The sequence below is a fragment of the Micromonospora halotolerans genome (genome assembly GCF_032108445.1).
In the GTDB taxonomy this organism is placed as follows: domain Bacteria; phylum Actinomycetota; class Actinomycetes; order Mycobacteriales; family Micromonosporaceae; genus Micromonospora; species Micromonospora halotolerans.
On the sequence record NZ_CP134876.1, the window covers coordinates 4,581,011 to 4,595,769 of the forward strand.

Sequence of the window (14,759 nt, forward strand, 5' to 3'; positions counted from 1 at the left end):
CCGCCATGCCGATCTGGTTCGCCTACACGATGATCACGTTGCTGGTCATCACGAGCATCCTGCTCACCCTGCTGATCCTCCTGCACCGCGGTAAGGGCGGCGGGTTGTCGAGCATGTTCGGCGGCGGCGTCAGCTCCAGCCTGGCCGGTTCCTCCGTGGCCGAGAAGAACCTCGACCGCTACACGGTTCTGGTGGGGATCATCTGGTTCGCGTGCATCGTCGGGATCGGGCTCTGGCTCCGGCTCCAGACGGGCAGCGGCGCCTGAGCGAGCGCTCCGAGTCGTACAATCTGCGCGCGGTCCGTAACGGGCCGCGCGCAGATTGTTTCTCCGCGCGTCGCCCGCCGCCCACCCCCGAAGGCGGCGGTCCCCTCCGACGACAGGAGCGACCAGCCGTGTCCAGTGGCAACGTCATCCGCGGCACCCGGATCGGGTCCGCCCCCGAGCGGTTCGAGCAGCGCATCGAGCCGGCGCCCCGCCGGCCCGTCACCTACTGGTGCGCGAACGACCACCGCGTCCGGTTCCTCATCGCCGCCGAGGCGGAAGCCCCGGAGACCTGGGACTGCCCGCGGTGCGGGGAGCCGGCCGGCCCCGACCGGGGCAACCCGCCCGGCCCGGCCCGGCCCGAGCCCTACAAGACCCACCTGGCGTACGTGCAGGAGCGGCGCACCCCGGAGCAGGGTGAGGCGCTGCTCGCCGAGGCCCTGGAGACGCTGCGCAGGCGGCGCGGCGGGGCCTGAGCACGCGGGAGCCCCGACCCGCCCGGGCCGGGGCTCCGCCGTCGTTCAGCGCAGGCTGCGCAGCCGGGGCGGCACGTTCGCCGCCGCGGAGCGGTCCAGCAGCCACAGCGTCCGGGACACCCCGCGCACGCCGGCCGCCGGCAGCTGCACCGGCCCGGCCCCGGCCAGGGCCATCCCGACCGCGCGGGCCTTGTCCGCCCCGGCGGCCACCAGCCAGACCTCCTCGGCCGTGTTGATCGTCGGAAGGGTCAGCGTGGTCCGCACCGGCGGCGGCTTGGGGCTGCCGCGTACGGCGCTGACCGGGCGGTTGTCGTGGTGCACCGGGTGCTCTGGGAAGACCGAGGCGACGTGCCCGTCCTCGCCGACGCCGAGCATCAGCACGTCGAAGTGGGGGAGGGCGGCGGTCCCCGGCCGGGCGGCCCGGGCCAGTTCCTGCGCGTATCCGGCGGCGGCCGCCTCCGGGTCGTTGCCGGCCGGCCCGTCGGAGGCCGGCATAGGGTGGATGCGGGCCGGGTCCAGCGGGACCACGTCCAGCAGCGCCGCCCGGGCCTGGGTCTCGTTGCGCTCCGGGTCGCCGGCGGGCAGGAACCGCTCGTCACCCCACCAGACGTCGACGCGGGACCAGTCGACGGCGTCCCGCGCCGGCAGCTGCGCCACCGCCCGGTACACCGCCGCGGCGATCCGCCCGCCGGTCAGCACCACCGACGCCTGGCCGCGCTCGGCCTGCGCGTCGAGCAGCTTCACCACCAACCGGGCCGCCACCGCCTGCGCCAGCAGGTCGGGGTCGGCGTGTACGGCGACACTCGCCTCACTCATCCGTCGTGCCTTCGTCCTCCGACCGCCCCGCGGCGGTCACCTGTGCTGTCCGGCCGCCGCGCGGCCCGTCTGTGCCGCTCACTCGTGGGCGGTCGCGCCGGCGTGTGCGGTGACCCCCGCCTCGGCCCGCTGGGCGGTCGCCGGATCCTTCCACACGTGCACCCGATGGGCGGGCCGCTGGTCGAGCGCGGTGAGCCCGGCGGTCGCACCGAGCGCCTCGGCGTAGACCTGGTCCGCGTCGAGCCGGCGCAGCTCCTCGGCCAGCTCGTCGCCGAGCGGGCGGCGGACCAGCGGCAGCGTCCGGTCCTCCTGGCCGCTCCGCCGGAAGATGGCCACGTTCTCGTCGCGGGTCAGCATCAGCTCGTCGCCGTTGGCGCAGCGCAGCTGCACCTCGCGCATCCGGGGGAAGTTGTCGGTGTGCTCCCAGACCGGGTCGATGCCGAGCCGGGCGGTCAGCCAGCCGCGCATGAGCGCCGCCGTCGGGTCGGTGCGCGGCGCCACCACGGTCGCCTCGGTGATCCGGGCCTGGGTGGTGTCGAACGCGCCGGCCACGAGGGTGCGCCACGGGGTGATCCGGGTCCAGGCCAGGTCGGTGTCGCCCGGGGCGTAGTCCGCGGCCCGCTGCCGCAGCGCGGCGATCGGGTCGGCGGCCTGCGCCGCGTCGGTGATCCGCCGGTCGGCCACCACACCGAGGAAGTCGGTGGCGATCTCGTCCGGCGGCTCGCCGTGCCACCACGTCACCACCGGCACGTCCGGGACCAGCAGCGGCATCACCACCGACTCGGCGTGCAGCGCGAGCCGGCCGTACATCCGGGTCACCACCGCCTCGCACGGGCCGAGCCGGCCGCCGACGACGATCTCCGCGTCCAGCCGGTTGCGGTCCCGCTCGACGTCGGAGCGGACCACCACGAGCAGCCGGCACGGGTGGGCGGCGGCCGCGATGGTCGCCGCCGCCTCCGCCTCCCGGACGCGCTTCTCGTCGACCACCACGATCAGCGTGAGCGCCATGCCGCTGGCCACCCCGCCCGCGCTGCGCCGCTCGGCGGCGAGCGCCTTGACCACCTCGTTCCCGGTGGTGTCCCACAAGCCGATCATGCTCTCCTCCAGGACCGGCCCTCGCGGGCCAGCATCTCGTCGGCGGCCCGGGGGCCCCACTCGCCGGCCCGGTACGGCTCCGGCTTGGTGCCCGTCCAGGCGTGCTCCAGCGGATCCACGACCTGCCAGCTCTGCTCCACCTCGGCCGCGTCCGGGAACAGGGTCCGGTCACCGATGAGCACGTCCAGCACCAGCCGCTCGTACGCCTCGGGGCTGGACTCGGTGAACGCCTCGCCGTACTGGAAGTCCATGGCGATGTCGCGGACCTCCATGGTCGTGCCCGGCACCTTGGAGCCGAACTTCAGCACCACGCCCTCGTCGGGCTGGACCCGGATGACGAGCTGGTTGGGGCCGAGCGACTCCATGTCCTCGGGGTTGAACGGCAGGTGCGGCGCCGTCTTGAACACGATGGCTACCTCGGTGACCCGCCGGGGCAGCCGCTTGCCGGCCCGGATGTAGAACGGCACCCCGGCCCAGCGGCGGTTCTGGATGCCCAGCTTCACGGCCACGTACGTCTCGGTGGTGGAGTCCGCCGGGACGCCCTCCTCGTCGAGGTAGCCGACGGCGCGTTCGCCGCCCACCCAGCCGGGCAGGTACTGGCCGCGGACGGTGTCCCGGGAGACGTCCTGCGGCACCGTGATGGCCTTGAGCACCTTGAGCTTCTCGGTCCGGATCTCGTCGGCGTCGAAGCTCGTCGGCTCCTCCATGGCCACCAGGGCGAGCAGCTGGAGCAGGTGGTTCTGGAGCACGTCCCGGGCGGTGCCGACGGAGTCGTAGAAGGCGGCCCGGGTGCCGATGCCGACGTCCTCGGCCATGGTGATCTGCACCGAGTCGACGTACTTGGAGTTCCACAGCGGCTCGAACAGGTTGTTGGCGAAGCGCAGGGCCAGGATGTTCTGGACCGTCTCCTTGCCCAGGTAGTGGTCGATGCGGAAGACGTCCTGGCTGGTGAAGACGTCGTCGACCAGGTCGTTGAGCGACTTCGCCGAGGGCAGGTCGTTGCCGAACGGCTTCTCCACCACCACGCGGCGCCAGCCGCCGGACTTGGCGTTGTCGGCCATGCCGGTGCGGGCGAGCTGCTTGAGCACCACGGGGAAGGCCGCCGGGGGGATGGAGAAGTAGAAGGCGGCGTTGCCCGGGATGCCGTGGGTGTTCCGCAGCTCGTCGAGGGTGGCGGCGAGGTGGTCGAAGGCGGCGTCGTCGTCGAACGAGCCGCCGACGAACTTGATGTTGCCGGCGAGCCGGGCCCAGACCTCCTCCCGCCAGGGAGTACGGGCGTGCTTCTTGGCCGCGTCGTGGGCCAGCCCCTCGAAGTCGCCGTCGCCCCAGTCGCGCCGGGCGAAGCCCAGGACCACGAAACCGGGCGGCAGCAGCCCCCGGTTCGCCAGGTCGTAGACCGCCGGCAGGAGCTTCTTCTTGGCCAGGTCGCCGGTCACCCCGAAGATCACCAGAGCGCACGGCTCCGGGATCCGTGGCAGCCGGCGGTCCTGAGGATCGCGCAGCGGGTTCATGCCGCCTCCTCGCTCCGCCGATGTCACGTCATTCATCGTCACGTCAGTGTCCGTCCGGCCGCATCCAGTAGCTGGGCGACGCCCGCCGCCCGCTCGGTCAGGTGCAGGCGCAGCACCGGCCGCCCGCGACCGGCGAGGGCCCGCCGGTCGCCGGCGGCCTGGGCCGCCTGAAGGTCTCCGAAGGTGTAGGGGTGGCCGGGCACCGGCAGGTCGTCGGTGACCGCGCCGGTCACCTGAAGGTGGCTGCCGGCCCGCGGGCCGCCCCTGTGGTACTGCCCGGTGGAGTGCAGGGAACGCGGCCCCCACCCGAAGGTGACCGGGCGCGCCGTCGCCCGCGCCAGCAGCGGGCGCAGCCCGGCCACCGCCGCGTCGCCCCGCCGGTCGAGGTAGGCGGTCACCGCCAGGTAGCCGTCGTCGCCCAGCCCGGCGAGCAGCCAGGCCAGCGCACCGGCCAGGTCGGCGGGGGCACCGGCCGGGGCGTACACCTCGATGGCGCCCTCGGTGGCCGAGGGCGACTCCGCCGGCGGGCCGGCGGCGAGCAGCCGCGCGGTGTGCTCGGTGCTCTCGGCGACGTCCGGCTGGCCGAACGGGTCGACGTCGAGCACGGCGGCGGCGAGCGCGGTGGCGTACTCCCAGGTGAGGAACTGGGCGCCGAGCGGACCGTTGACCGCGAGGTCGGCGGGGCCGGGCGCGACGCCCGGGCCCAGGGCGCCGCCGTAGCCCACGGTCAGCACGCCGGGGCCGGTGGCGCCGGGGGCGTCCGGGGACTCCACCACGACCGGGAGGATGCCCTGGCCGGCCTTGCCGGTGGACTCGGCGAGCAGTTGCTCGGCCCAGTCGCCCAGCCCGTCGAGCCCGGTGCCGTCGGACACCAGCGCGACGGTGTCCCGGCCGGTGGTGGCCGCCGCGGCGAGCGCCGCCCCGAGGGCCAGGCCGGGGTTGTCCCGGTCCCGGTCGAGCGCGCCGGCGAGGGCGTCGGCGTCGTCCAGCAGGTCGGCGACCGGCGCCCCGGCCAGCGCGGCGGGAACCAGCCCGAACGCGGTGAGCGCCGAGTACCGGGCGCCCACCTCCGGGTCGGACTGGATGACCACCACGCCCAGCTCGTCGGCGACCGCCTCCAGCGGGGAGCCGGGGTCGGTGACCACCACGAAGTGCCGGGCGGCCTCCGCGTCGGTCAGCCCGGCGTCCAGGAACGCCTGCCAGTACGCCCGCCGGATGCTGTCGGTCTCGACCGTGGCCCCGGACCTGCCGGCGACCACCACGACGGTGCGGTCCAGCCGGTCGGCCAGGGCCGCGCGGACCTCGCCGGGATCGGTGCCGTCCAGCACGGTCAGCGGCCGCCCGAGGGTCCGGGCGATCACCTCCGGGGCGAGCGAGGAGCCGGCCGACCCGGCCAGCACCACGTGGTCCAGGTCGGCCAGCTCCTCGGTCAGCTCGGCGAGCTGGGGGAGCAGCTCCCGGGCGCGCGCGTGGGTGTCCAGCCAGCCCAGCGCCGTCCGGGCCGTCGCCTCGGCGGCCGGCCCCCAGAGGGTCGGGTCCTTGGCGGCGAGCCGGGCGGGGAGGTCCGCGGCGACCAGCGCGGCCCGCACGGACGCGGGCGCGGACCCGTCGACCGCGTCCGCGCCGTGCACGGCCAGCCCGGCGGCGATGTCCGCCCGGCCGGCCAGCAGGTCGCTCACCTCACCACCCCGTCCTCGTGGCGTGGCGCGTCCCGGGTCCCGGGACGCGTCCGGCGCCGTCCGTCACGCGTCGCCCCCGGCCTTCTCGGCGGCCCGCGCGTTGCCCTTGGCGGCCTGGTTCGGCTGGCCGATGCCCTTGGCCGCCTCGGCGAGGGACTTCTTGACCCCGTCGAGCAGTTCCATCCAGCTCGTCTCGAACTTCTCCACGCCCTCCCGCTCCAGCGTGTCGATCACGTCGGCCATGTCCACGCCGACGGCCTGCAGGTCGGTGAAGACCTTGCGGGCCGCGTCGTACGCGCCGGTGACCGTGTCGCTGCGGGTCTCCCCGTGGTCGGCGTAGGCGTGGATGACCGCCTCCGGCATGGTGTTGACCGTGCCGGGTGCGATCAGCTCCTCGACGTAGATGACGTCCCGGTAGTCCGGGTTCTTGGTCGAGGTGGAGGCCCACAGCGGCCGCTGCGGTTGGGCGCCGGCGTCGGCCAGCTTCCGCCACCGGTCGGAGCCGAAGACCTCGGCGTAGCGCTCGTACGCCAGCTGGGCGTTGGCGACGGCGGCCTTGCCGCGCAGCGCCTTGGCCTCGTCGGAACCGAGCTTCTCCAGCCGCTTGTCCACCTCGGTGTCGACCCGGGAGACGAAGAACGAGGCGACCGACCCGATCTTCGACAGGTCGTGACCGTTGGCCTTCGCCTGCTCCAGACCGGCCAGGAACGCCTCCATGACCTGCGAGTACCGGTCCAGGCCGAAGATCAGCGTGACGTTCACGCTGATCCCCTCGGCCAGGGTCGCGGTGATGGCCGGCAGGCCCGCCTCGGTGGCCGGGATCTTGATGAACAGGTTCGGCCGGTCGACCAGCCACCAGAGCGCCTTGGCCTCGGCGACGGTCCGGTCGGACTCGTGGGCCAGCCGCGGGTCGACCTCGATCGACACCCGGCCGTCCACGCCGGCGCTCTTGTCGTAGGAGGGGCGCATCACGTCGCAGGCCCACCGCACGTCGTACGTGGTGAGCATGCGGACCGCCTCCTCGACCTCGATGCCGCGGCTGGCGAGGTCGCGCAGCTGCCAGTTGTACTCGTCGGCGTCGCTGAGTGCCTTCGCGAAGATTGTCGGGTTGGTGGTCACCCCGGCCACGTGCGACTCGCGGCGGAGCTTGTCCAGCCCGCCGGAGCTCAGTCGTACCCGGGAAAGATCGTCGAGCCAGATCGCCACACCGGCGGCCTGGAGCTCGCTCAGCCTGTCCGTCATGCTGTCCACGCTCCCCTCAGTTGCCGGTCGTGAAACCGGTGATGTCGCCCACCCGGGTGAGCGCCGCGTGCGCGGCGGCCACGATCCGGTCGGGGGTGAACCCGAACTGCTCGAAGAGCACGGTGTGCGGTGCGCTCGCCCCGTAGTGCTCCAGGCTCACGCTCTCGCCGCTGTCCCCGACGATCCCCCGCCAGGACATGGCGATGCCCGCCTCCACGCTCACCCGTGCCTTTACCCCGCGCGGGAGCACCGACTCCCGGTAGGCCTCGTCCTGCGCGAAGAACCATTCCTGGCAGGGCATCGAGACGACCCGGGTGGGGGTGCCGTCGGCCTCCAGCCGCTCCCGGGCGGTGAGGCAGAGCTGCACCTCGGAGCCGGTGCCCACGATGATCACCTGCGGCTTGCCGTTGGACGCCTCGGCCAGCACGTAGCCGCCCTTGGTCACGCCCTCGGCGCTGCCCAGCTCGGTGCGGTCGAACGTCGGCAGCGCCTGCCGGCTGAGCGCCAGCGCGGTGGGCCGGTCGGTGTGCTCCAGGGCCTGCCGCCACGCCCAGGCGGTCTCGTTGGCGTCGGCCGGGCGGACCACGTCGAGGCCCGGGATGGCCCGCAGCGCGGTCAGGTGCTCCACCGGCTGGTGGGTCGGGCCGTCCTCGCCGAGGCCGATCGAGTCGTGCGTCCAGACGTAGGTCACCGGCAGCTTCATCAGCGCGGCGAGCCGCACCGAGGGGCGCATGTAGTCGCTGAACACCAGGAACGTGCCGCCATACGGGCGGGTGCCGCCGTGCAGCGCGATGCCGTTGAGGATCGCGCCCATGGCGTGCTCGCGGATGCCGAAGTGCAGGGTGCGGCCGTACTCGTCGCCCGGGAAGTCCTTGGTGGCGTGCTCGGCCGGGACGAAGGACGGCTCGCCCTTCATGGTGGTGTTGTTGCTCTCCGCCAGGTCGGCGGAGCCGCCCCAGAGCTCGGGCAGCACCGGGGCGAGGGCCTCCAGGACCTTGCCGGAGGCGGCCCGGGTGGCGATGCCCTTGGCGTCGGCCGGGAAGGTCGGCAACGCGTCGGCCCAGCCCTGCGGGAGCGTGCGGGTGGACATCCGCTCCCAGAGCGCCTTGCGCTCCGGGTTGGCCTGCGCCCAGGCGTCGAACGTGGTGGTCCACGCCGCCTGCGCCTCGGCGCCCCGATCCATGACCTGCCGGGCGTGCTTGAGCACCTCCTCGTCGACCTCGAAGGTGCGCTCCGGGTCGAAGCCGAGGATCCGCTTGGTGGCCTTCACCTCGTCGGCGCCCAGCGCCGAGCCGTGGATCTTGCCGGTGTTCTGCTTGTTGGGCGCGGGCCAGCCGATGATGGTGCGCAGCGCGATGAAGGAGGGGCGGCCGGTCTCCGCCTTCGCGGCCAGCAGCGCCTCGTGGAGCGCCTCGACGTCCTCGTGGTAGTCGCCCTGGTCGGCGTCGCCGCGGCGCCAGTCGACCGTCTGGACGTGCCAGCCGTACGCCTCGTAGCGGGCGGCCACGTCCTCGCTCTTGGCGATCCGGGTGTCGTCCTCGATCGAGATCTCGTTGTCGTCGTAGATCACGCAGAGGTTGCCGAGCTGCTGGTGGCCGGCGAGGGCGCTGACCTCGTGGCTGATGCCCTCCTCGATGTCGCCGTCGGAGGCGATGCACCAGATGTCGTGGCGGAACGGGGAGTCGGGCCGGTCCGGCTCGGGGTCGAACAGGCCGCGCTCGCGGCGGGCCGCCATGGCCATGCCGACCGCGTTGCCGAGGCCCTGGCCGAGCGGGCCGGTGGTGGTCTCCACGCCCGGGGTGTGGCCGTGCTCCGGGTGGCCCGGGGTGAGGGAACCCCACTGGCGCAGCGCCTTGAGGTCGTCCAGGGCCAGCGGGTAGCCGGAGAGGAAGAGCTGGATGTAGAGGGTCAGGCTGGAGTGCCCGGCGGACAGCACGAACCGGTCCCGGCCCGGCCAGTTCGGGTCGGCCGGGTTGTGCCGCATGACCCGGTTGAAGAGCAGGTACGCCGCCGGGGCGAGGCTCATGGCCGTGCCCGGGTGGCCGTTGCCGGATTTCTCCACGGCGTCCATGGCCAGCACGCGGACCGTGTCGACGGCCCTGCGGTCGAGGTCGGACCAGTTGAGAGCGGGAAGCTCGGGTCGGTTGGCAGCCACGATGGTTGTGCTCCTCGGCAGATGGGCGGAACCCTCACTGATGACCCTATCGAGCGGCCCTAAACGTCCGCCCGGGGATCTCGGCATGCTGGTCTGTACGTCTCCGACCCGATCAGCCGTTCACGCCGGGATGTGACGGCCCGCACCGTTGCCGGGTCTGCGGGGCAGCCAAAACGACGCCGCGTAGTGTGTGGGGCGGTGTGTGGACCCGGAGGGGTCCGAGCCGATCCCGACCTCCCCCCGCCGAAGCCGGAAGGTGGCAATCCGTGAGCATGATCACCGAGCGCCCCGTCAGCGACTCTGCCGGGCAGCCGCCGGTGGGCACGGTGGCGGAGGCGCCGGCGACCGGCCGGCGGGACGTGCGGGCCGTGGTGGCCGCGTACGTGGCGCTCACCAAGCCGCGGATCGTCGAGCTGCTGCTGGTCACCACCGTGCCGGCGATGATGTTGGCCGACGGCGGCATGCCGGCGCTCTGGCTGGTGGCCGTGGTGCTGGTCGGCGGCTCGCTCGCCGCGGGCGCGGCCAGCGTGCTCAACTGCTACATCGACCGCGACATCGACCAGTTGATGCGGCGCACCAAGCGGCGGCCGCTGCCCGCGCACACCGTGTCGCCGCGCAGCGCGCTGATCTTCGGCCTGGTGCTCGCGGTGATCTCGGTCGCGCTGATGGCCGCCACCACGAACTGGCTGGCCGCCGGGCTGACCCTCGCGGCGATCGCCTACTACGACCTGGTCTACACGCTCTGGCTGAAGCGCACCACGGCCGCGAACACCTTCTGGGGTGGCGCCTGCGGTGCGGCGCCGGTGCTGATCGGCTGGGCCGCGGTCACCGGCTCCCTGGCGCCGGCCGCGTGGGGCCTGTTCGCGGTGGTCTTCTTCTGGCAGATGCCGCACTTCTACGCCCTGGCGATCAAGTACAAGGCGGACTACGCGCGGGCCGGCATCCCGATGTTGCCGGTGGTGGCCTCGGTCCGCCGGGTCAACGCGGAGATCATCCTCTTCTCCTGGCTGACCCTGCTCTCCTCGCTGGCCGTCTGGCCGCTCGGGATGAGCCCCATCTACGGCGTCACCGCTCTGGTGGTCGGCGGGATCTTCGTGGTCGAGGCACACAAGCTCTGCCGGCGCGCGACGCGGGGCGAGGCGGTCAAGCCCATGCGGCTGTTCCACTGGTCCACCACCTACCTCACCATCCTGTTCGCGGCCGTCGCCCTCGACGCGCTGCTCTAGCGGCGTTTCCCGCGTTCACCGGAGTGGATGGGTTCCCCGTGTCGCGGATTTCATCAGAATTTTTTTCGGTGTGAGCCGGACGGGCTCAACCCGGACAGACTGTGACGATCTCCGCCGCCCGTTTTGGGCGGGCATAGGCGACATGTGCGGGCGAATTACCTGTGGTCTTCCTTAAACCCGGAGGTAATTGGCATCACATTCAGTTCATCGTTCTCGCACATCCGAGTGGATGTCTGCTTAGGCTTCGCGTCATGGCAGATGGTTCCGATACGACGCTGACGGCTGACAAGACCGCCGAGCAGGCCCCCAACGGCCTGGTCGCGGGCATCAAGTCGTTCGCCGCCGGACACGGCGGGGCGAAGGCGGTCATCGAGTACGTCGGCAAGCGCGGCGCACGGATCGTCCTCGTGGGTTCCGATGGGGCGTGGGCCGACCAGTTCGCGGACGGCACCGACATCGCGCGGCAGGCCTGCGCCAAGGCGGGGGTCACCGTCGAGAACGCCTGGGAGCGTGAGCTGATGGACCAGATGCGTCCGAGCAACGACCTCTGGCGGTCGATGGCCCGGCGCACGATGGCCCGTTGACATAAATTGACCGACCACTACCAGTCGACCCGGGGGAAACCCCGGGTCGCTCTCGTCACCTGCACGGCCCTTCCCGACCTCGACCCGGACGACCGGCTCGTGCTCGCCCCGCTCGCCGCTAGCGGCGTCGCCGCCGAGGCGGTCGTCTGGGACGACCCGGCCGTGGACTGGTCCGGCTACGACCTGGTCGTGCTCCGCTCGCCCTGGGACTACGCGCTGCGCCGCGACGAGTTCGTCGCCTGGGCGCGCACGGTGCCCACCCTGGTCAACCCGGCCGACGTGGTCGCCTGGAACACCGACAAGCGCTACCTGGCCGAGCTGTCCGCGGCCGGCGTGCCCACCGTGCCGACCGCCTGGGTCGAGCCCGGGGCGGACTGGGCCCCGCCGGCCGACACGGGGGAGTACGTGATCAAGCCGGCGGTCAGCGCCGGCAGCCAGGACACCGGCCGGTACGACCTGGCCGACCCGGAACATCGGGAGCTGGCCGTGGCCCATGTGCGGCGGCTCTCCGCCGCCGGCCGGGTGACCATGGTGCAGCCGTACCTGACGGCCGTGGACACCGCCGGGGAGACCGCGCTGCTCTTCCTGGCCGGGCCCGACGGCCTGGCGTTCAGTCACGCGATCCGCAAGGGGCCGATGCTGACCGGCCCCGACCGCGGCGTGGCCGAGCTGTACCGGGAGGAGCGGATCGACGCCCGCACGGCCACCCCGGAGCAGCTCGACACGGCGGAGAAGACCCTGGCCGTCGTGCCCGGCGGCACCGAGCGGCTGCTCTACGCCCGGGTGGACCTGATCCCCGGCCCGGACTCCGCGCCCGTCCTGGTCGAGCTGGAGCTGACCGAGCCGAGCCTGTTCGTCGGCCACGCCGACGGCGCCCCGGACCGGCTCGCCGCGGCGATCGCCACCCACCTGGCCCGGCGGTCCTGACCCGGCGCTCCGGCCCGCGCCGAGTGGGCCGGGGTGGGCGTCACCGCTCGTCGCAGTGGTTGCGATCCCAGCGGCCGCCGATCGGCGGGGTGTCCAGCCGGATCGCCGCCTCGTTCCCGGTGACGTCGTTGTCCTCCACCCGGCAGGACACGCAACTGCCCGCCTCGGTGATCCACAGTCCGTAGGTCTGGGTGTGCTCGTCCCGGTGCCAGATCCGGTTGCCCCGCACGGTGGCCGAGTCGAACGGGGCGTTGATCGCGATCCCGGCGCGCTCCGGCGGGCCGGCGGGCAGCTCGTACGGCGTGCCCGGCGCCGGGGTGGCCTCGTTCCAGCCGGTGGCCCCGTCGGGCCGCACCTCGGCCAGGGACAGCTCGTTGCCGGTGTTGTCGGCGACGACCGCGGCCCGCGAGTCGACCCGCACGACCTTGCCCCGGTGCCCGCCGGGCGGCCAGTCCGCCGTCCCGTCGGTCACCTGGCGCGTGGCGTAGCGCACCGTCGCACCGGAGCCCCGGCAGGCGGGTGCGGACCGGCGCCCGTTGTCCCGGATCCGGTTGTCCACCACCGCGGCGTCGATCATCGGCCGGTCGATCCGGATGCCGTCCAGCGCGTTGTCCCAGATGTGGTTCCCCTGGATCACCACGTCCTCCGCGGCGCCCCGGTAGCCGTGGCCCAGGTCGTGCTCGTGGTAGCCGTAGCCGCCGTTGCGGCTGATCCGGTTGCCCCGGATCGCGTACGGGCCGGGGGTGTTGCCCATGCTGATCCCGTCGCCGACGTTGCGGTCGATCACGCAGTCGGTCAGCAGCCCGCCGCGGCCGGCGATCCCGGCCGTGCCGTTGGCCGACACGTCGAAGCCGGCCTCCAGGTTGTTCGTCAGCGTGCAGGCCGAGACGATCAGCCCGTCGGCCCCCCAGTCGGAGATGCCGAAGCGGTTCGCCTGGCTGTGGCACCCCACGATGCGGAAGCCGCGCGGGGGCGGCCAGTAGTCCTTCTGCAGCTCCAGGAAGATCCCGTTGGTCCCGTTGCCCAGGGTGGTGCAGTTGGCGATGGTGAGCCGCTCGACGTCGCCCCAGCCGCCGATGCCGACGCCGATGCCCGCGCCGCCCATCTGCTCGCCGTTGTCCAGCCGGCCGCAGCCCACCACGACCACGCCGTCGATCAGGCTGTCCTGGAGGAAGTCGCAGCCCAGCCCGGTTGCGCCGGTGTGGTGGATGTAGAGGTTCCGGAAGACGCCGCGCACCACGTACTGGAGCCCGAGGCCCTTCGCCAGGTAGTTGTACTGGGCCATGCCGACGCCGGAGCCGTCGATCTCGAAGTCGGCGAAGGTGCAGTCGGCGATGTGCCGGTCCCGGTCCGCGTCGTGCTGCACGGTGGTCCAGAACGCCAGCGGGACGGGATCGCTCCGGTTGCCCTCGTTGCTGAGCAGGAACCGGGTCGCGGCCGACCCCGCGCCGATCAGCGATACGCCGCTGCGCCACACCGTGCCGGCGTCCCGGATCGAGTAGATGCCCGGCGGGCAGTAGATGACCCGGGCCCGGCCGTCGGCGGCGTACCCGTCACCGAGCCGCTCCACCAGGGCGGCCAGCGCCGGCTGGTCGTTGGTCACGCCGTCGCCGGTGAGCCCGAAGTCGAGGGCGTCGCACCACAGCGGCGCGCCGGCCACCGGCGTCAGGCGCTGCGGGACGGTCGTGGACAGGCCCTTGCGCGACACCGGCGGCTCCCCTCGGGCGGACGATCCGTGGCGGAGCGCATTCCCGCTGCCCGCCGGCCGTAACGCCCGGGGGGAGTGGCTCAGGCGGCGGCGGTGACCGGCTGGCCGGCGGGCGCGGCGGCGGCCGGGGCCGGCGGGGCGGCCGGACGCCGCTCCCGGGTGGCCCAGAGCACGCCCAGGGTCGCCAGCAGCACCAGGCAGGAGCCGAGCATGTGCGCGGCGACCAGCACGGCGGGCAGGTGGGTGAAGTACTGGACGAAGCCGATCAGGCCCTGGCCCAGCTCGACCGCGACCAGCACCCCGGCGGCCCGCGCCGCCCGGGCGGCGCCCACCGCGCGGAACGCGAAGAGCAGCGCCACCGAGAGGCCGATCAGCAGGAACACCCCGTCGGCGTGCACCTGGGAGATCGCCTCCGGGTCCAGGCCGTTGCGGGCCGCGCCCTGGTCGCCCGCGTGGGGGCCGCTGCCGGTCACCCAGGTGCCGATCACCAGCACGGCCGCGCTGATCACGGTGGTGAGCCCGGCGAGGGTACGCAGCGGCGCCGGCACGGTCGGGTGGACCGGCCCGTCCGGCTCGACGGTGCGCCGCCAGAGCGCGTACGCGGCGGCGATCACCGCCATCGAGGCGAGGAAGTGCAGCCCGACCACCCACGGGTTGAGGTTGGTGAGCACGGTGATGCCGCCGACCACGGCCTGGGCGGGAATGCCGAACAGCACGCCGATCGCCAGGGGCAGCAGCCCGCGCGGCCGGGTCCGCTGGGCCAGCACGGCGAGCACCACGGCCAGCGCGATGATCCCCACGGCGAAGCTGAGCAGCCGGTTGCCGAACTCGATCGCCCCGTTGACGCCCATCTCCGGGGTGGCGATGTACGACTCGTCGGTGCACCGGGGCCAGGTGGGGCAGCCGAGCCCGGAGCGGGTGAGCCGGACACCCCCGCCGGTGACCACGATCGCCACGTTCGCGATGATCGAGGTGTACGCGAGGCGGCGCAGCAGCGTGTGGGAGACCGGGAACCGGGCGAAAGCCTTCACGGAGCGAATCCTACGCACCGTAGTTGATCCCGATCGGGTGACTCCG

The 14,759-nt window shown here is 73.3% G+C and carries 13 protein-coding genes; 5 read left to right on the forward strand and 8 right to left on the reverse strand.

What is annotated here, in order from left to right; all coding sequences use genetic code 11:
- Nucleotides 1-5: 5 nt before the first annotated feature.
- Together secG and RMN56_RS21665 are read left to right on the forward strand one after the other, a co-directional pair.
- On the forward strand, nt 6-266 hold the full coding sequence (secG, locus tag RMN56_RS21660) for a preprotein translocase subunit SecG (protein WP_313719348.1): 261 nt from the start codon (nt 6-8) through the stop codon (nt 264-266).
- Between the two features lie 128 nt (nt 267-394).
- Nucleotides 395-739 carry an RNA polymerase-binding protein RbpA gene (locus tag RMN56_RS21665; protein WP_313719349.1) on the forward strand — a complete coding sequence of 115 codons (345 nt, stop codon included), beginning with the start codon at nt 395-397 and terminating at the stop codon, nt 737-739.
- 45 nt (nt 740-784) lie between these two features.
- On the opposite strand, the gene pgl is transcribed toward RMN56_RS21665, so the two are convergent.
- The 6 genes from pgl to tkt form a co-directional block, all read right to left on the reverse strand.
- The gene (gene pgl / locus RMN56_RS21670) at nt 785-1,555 is read right to left on the reverse strand and encodes a 6-phosphogluconolactonase (protein WP_262286274.1); all 771 of its coding nucleotides are present in this window, start codon (nt 1,553-1,555) and stop codon (nt 785-787) included.
- 78 nt (nt 1,556-1,633) lie between these two features.
- Nucleotides 1,634-2,650 (reverse strand): glucose-6-phosphate dehydrogenase assembly protein OpcA, encoded by a 1,017-nt coding sequence (locus tag RMN56_RS21675; protein ID WP_313719350.1) that lies wholly within the window; start codon nt 2,648-2,650, stop codon nt 1,634-1,636.
- Nucleotides 2,647-4,161 carry a glucose-6-phosphate dehydrogenase gene (gene zwf, locus RMN56_RS21680; protein WP_313719352.1) on the reverse strand — a complete coding sequence of 505 codons (1,515 nt, stop codon included), beginning with the start codon at nt 4,159-4,161 and terminating at the stop codon, nt 2,647-2,649. The genes RMN56_RS21675 and zwf overlap by 4 nt, the downstream gene beginning before the upstream one ends.
- Nucleotides 4,162-4,199: 38 nt before the next feature.
- The gene (locus RMN56_RS21685) at nt 4,200-5,840 is read right to left on the reverse strand and encodes a glucose-6-phosphate isomerase (RefSeq protein ID WP_313719353.1); all 1,641 of its coding nucleotides are present in this window, start codon (nt 5,838-5,840) and stop codon (nt 4,200-4,202) included.
- Between the two features lie 63 nt (nt 5,841-5,903).
- The gene (tal, locus tag RMN56_RS21690) at nt 5,904-7,082 is read right to left on the reverse strand and encodes a transaldolase (RefSeq protein ID WP_313719354.1); all 1,179 of its coding nucleotides are present in this window, start codon (nt 7,080-7,082) and stop codon (nt 5,904-5,906) included.
- Nucleotides 7,083-7,098: 16 nt separating this feature from the next.
- A complete protein-coding gene (gene tkt / locus RMN56_RS21695) occupies nt 7,099-9,237 on the reverse strand; it encodes a transketolase (protein WP_313719355.1) in 2,139 nt (712 codons plus the stop codon).
- A gap of 266 nt (nt 9,238-9,503) precedes the next feature.
- On the opposite strand from tkt, the gene RMN56_RS21700 reads away from it, so the two are divergent.
- From RMN56_RS21700 to RMN56_RS21710, 3 genes are all read left to right on the forward strand, one after another.
- Nucleotides 9,504-10,463 (forward strand): heme o synthase, encoded by a 960-nt coding sequence (locus tag RMN56_RS21700; RefSeq protein ID WP_313719356.1) that lies wholly within the window; start codon nt 9,504-9,506, stop codon nt 10,461-10,463.
- 251 nt (nt 10,464-10,714) lie between these two features.
- Nucleotides 10,715-11,047, forward strand: coding sequence for a hypothetical protein (locus RMN56_RS21705; RefSeq protein WP_313719357.1), 333 nt, complete (start codon nt 10,715-10,717; stop codon nt 11,045-11,047).
- Between the two features lie 6 nt (nt 11,048-11,053).
- Complete coding sequence (locus RMN56_RS21710; protein ID WP_313719358.1) at nt 11,054-11,974, forward strand: ATP-grasp domain-containing protein; 921 nt, start codon at nt 11,054-11,056, stop codon at nt 11,972-11,974.
- Nucleotides 11,975-12,014: 40 nt separating this feature from the next.
- On the opposite strand, the gene RMN56_RS21715 is transcribed toward RMN56_RS21710, so the two are convergent.
- Together RMN56_RS21715 and RMN56_RS21720 are read right to left on the reverse strand one after the other, a co-directional pair.
- Complete coding sequence (locus tag RMN56_RS21715) at nt 12,015-13,682, reverse strand: right-handed parallel beta-helix repeat-containing protein (protein ID WP_313719359.1); 1,668 nt, start codon at nt 13,680-13,682, stop codon at nt 12,015-12,017.
- Between the two features lie 80 nt (nt 13,683-13,762).
- Complete coding sequence (locus RMN56_RS21720) at nt 13,763-14,731, reverse strand: COX15/CtaA family protein (RefSeq protein ID WP_313719360.1); 969 nt, start codon at nt 14,729-14,731, stop codon at nt 13,763-13,765.
- Nucleotides 14,732-14,759: the final 28 nt, after the last annotated feature.

Coding starts and splice junctions, on each gene's coding strand:
- secG (WP_313719348.1), top strand. CDS start 6: ATGCCGATCTGGTTCGCCTACACGATGATCACGTTGCTGGTCATCACG.
- pgl (WP_262286274.1), bottom strand. CDS start 1,555: ATGAGTGAGGCGAGTGTCGCCGTACACGCCGACCCCGACCTGCTGGCG.
- RMN56_RS21675 (WP_313719350.1), bottom strand. CDS start 2,650: ATGATCGGCTTGTGGGACACCACCGGGAACGAGGTGGTCAAGGCGCTC.
- zwf (WP_313719352.1), bottom strand. CDS start 4,161: ATGAACCCGCTGCGCGATCCTCAGGACCGCCGGCTGCCACGGATCCCG.
- tal (WP_313719354.1), bottom strand. CDS start 7,082: ATGACGGACAGGCTGAGCGAGCTCCAGGCCGCCGGTGTGGCGATCTGG.
- RMN56_RS21705 (WP_313719357.1), top strand. CDS start 10,715: ATGGCAGATGGTTCCGATACGACGCTGACGGCTGACAAGACCGCCGAG.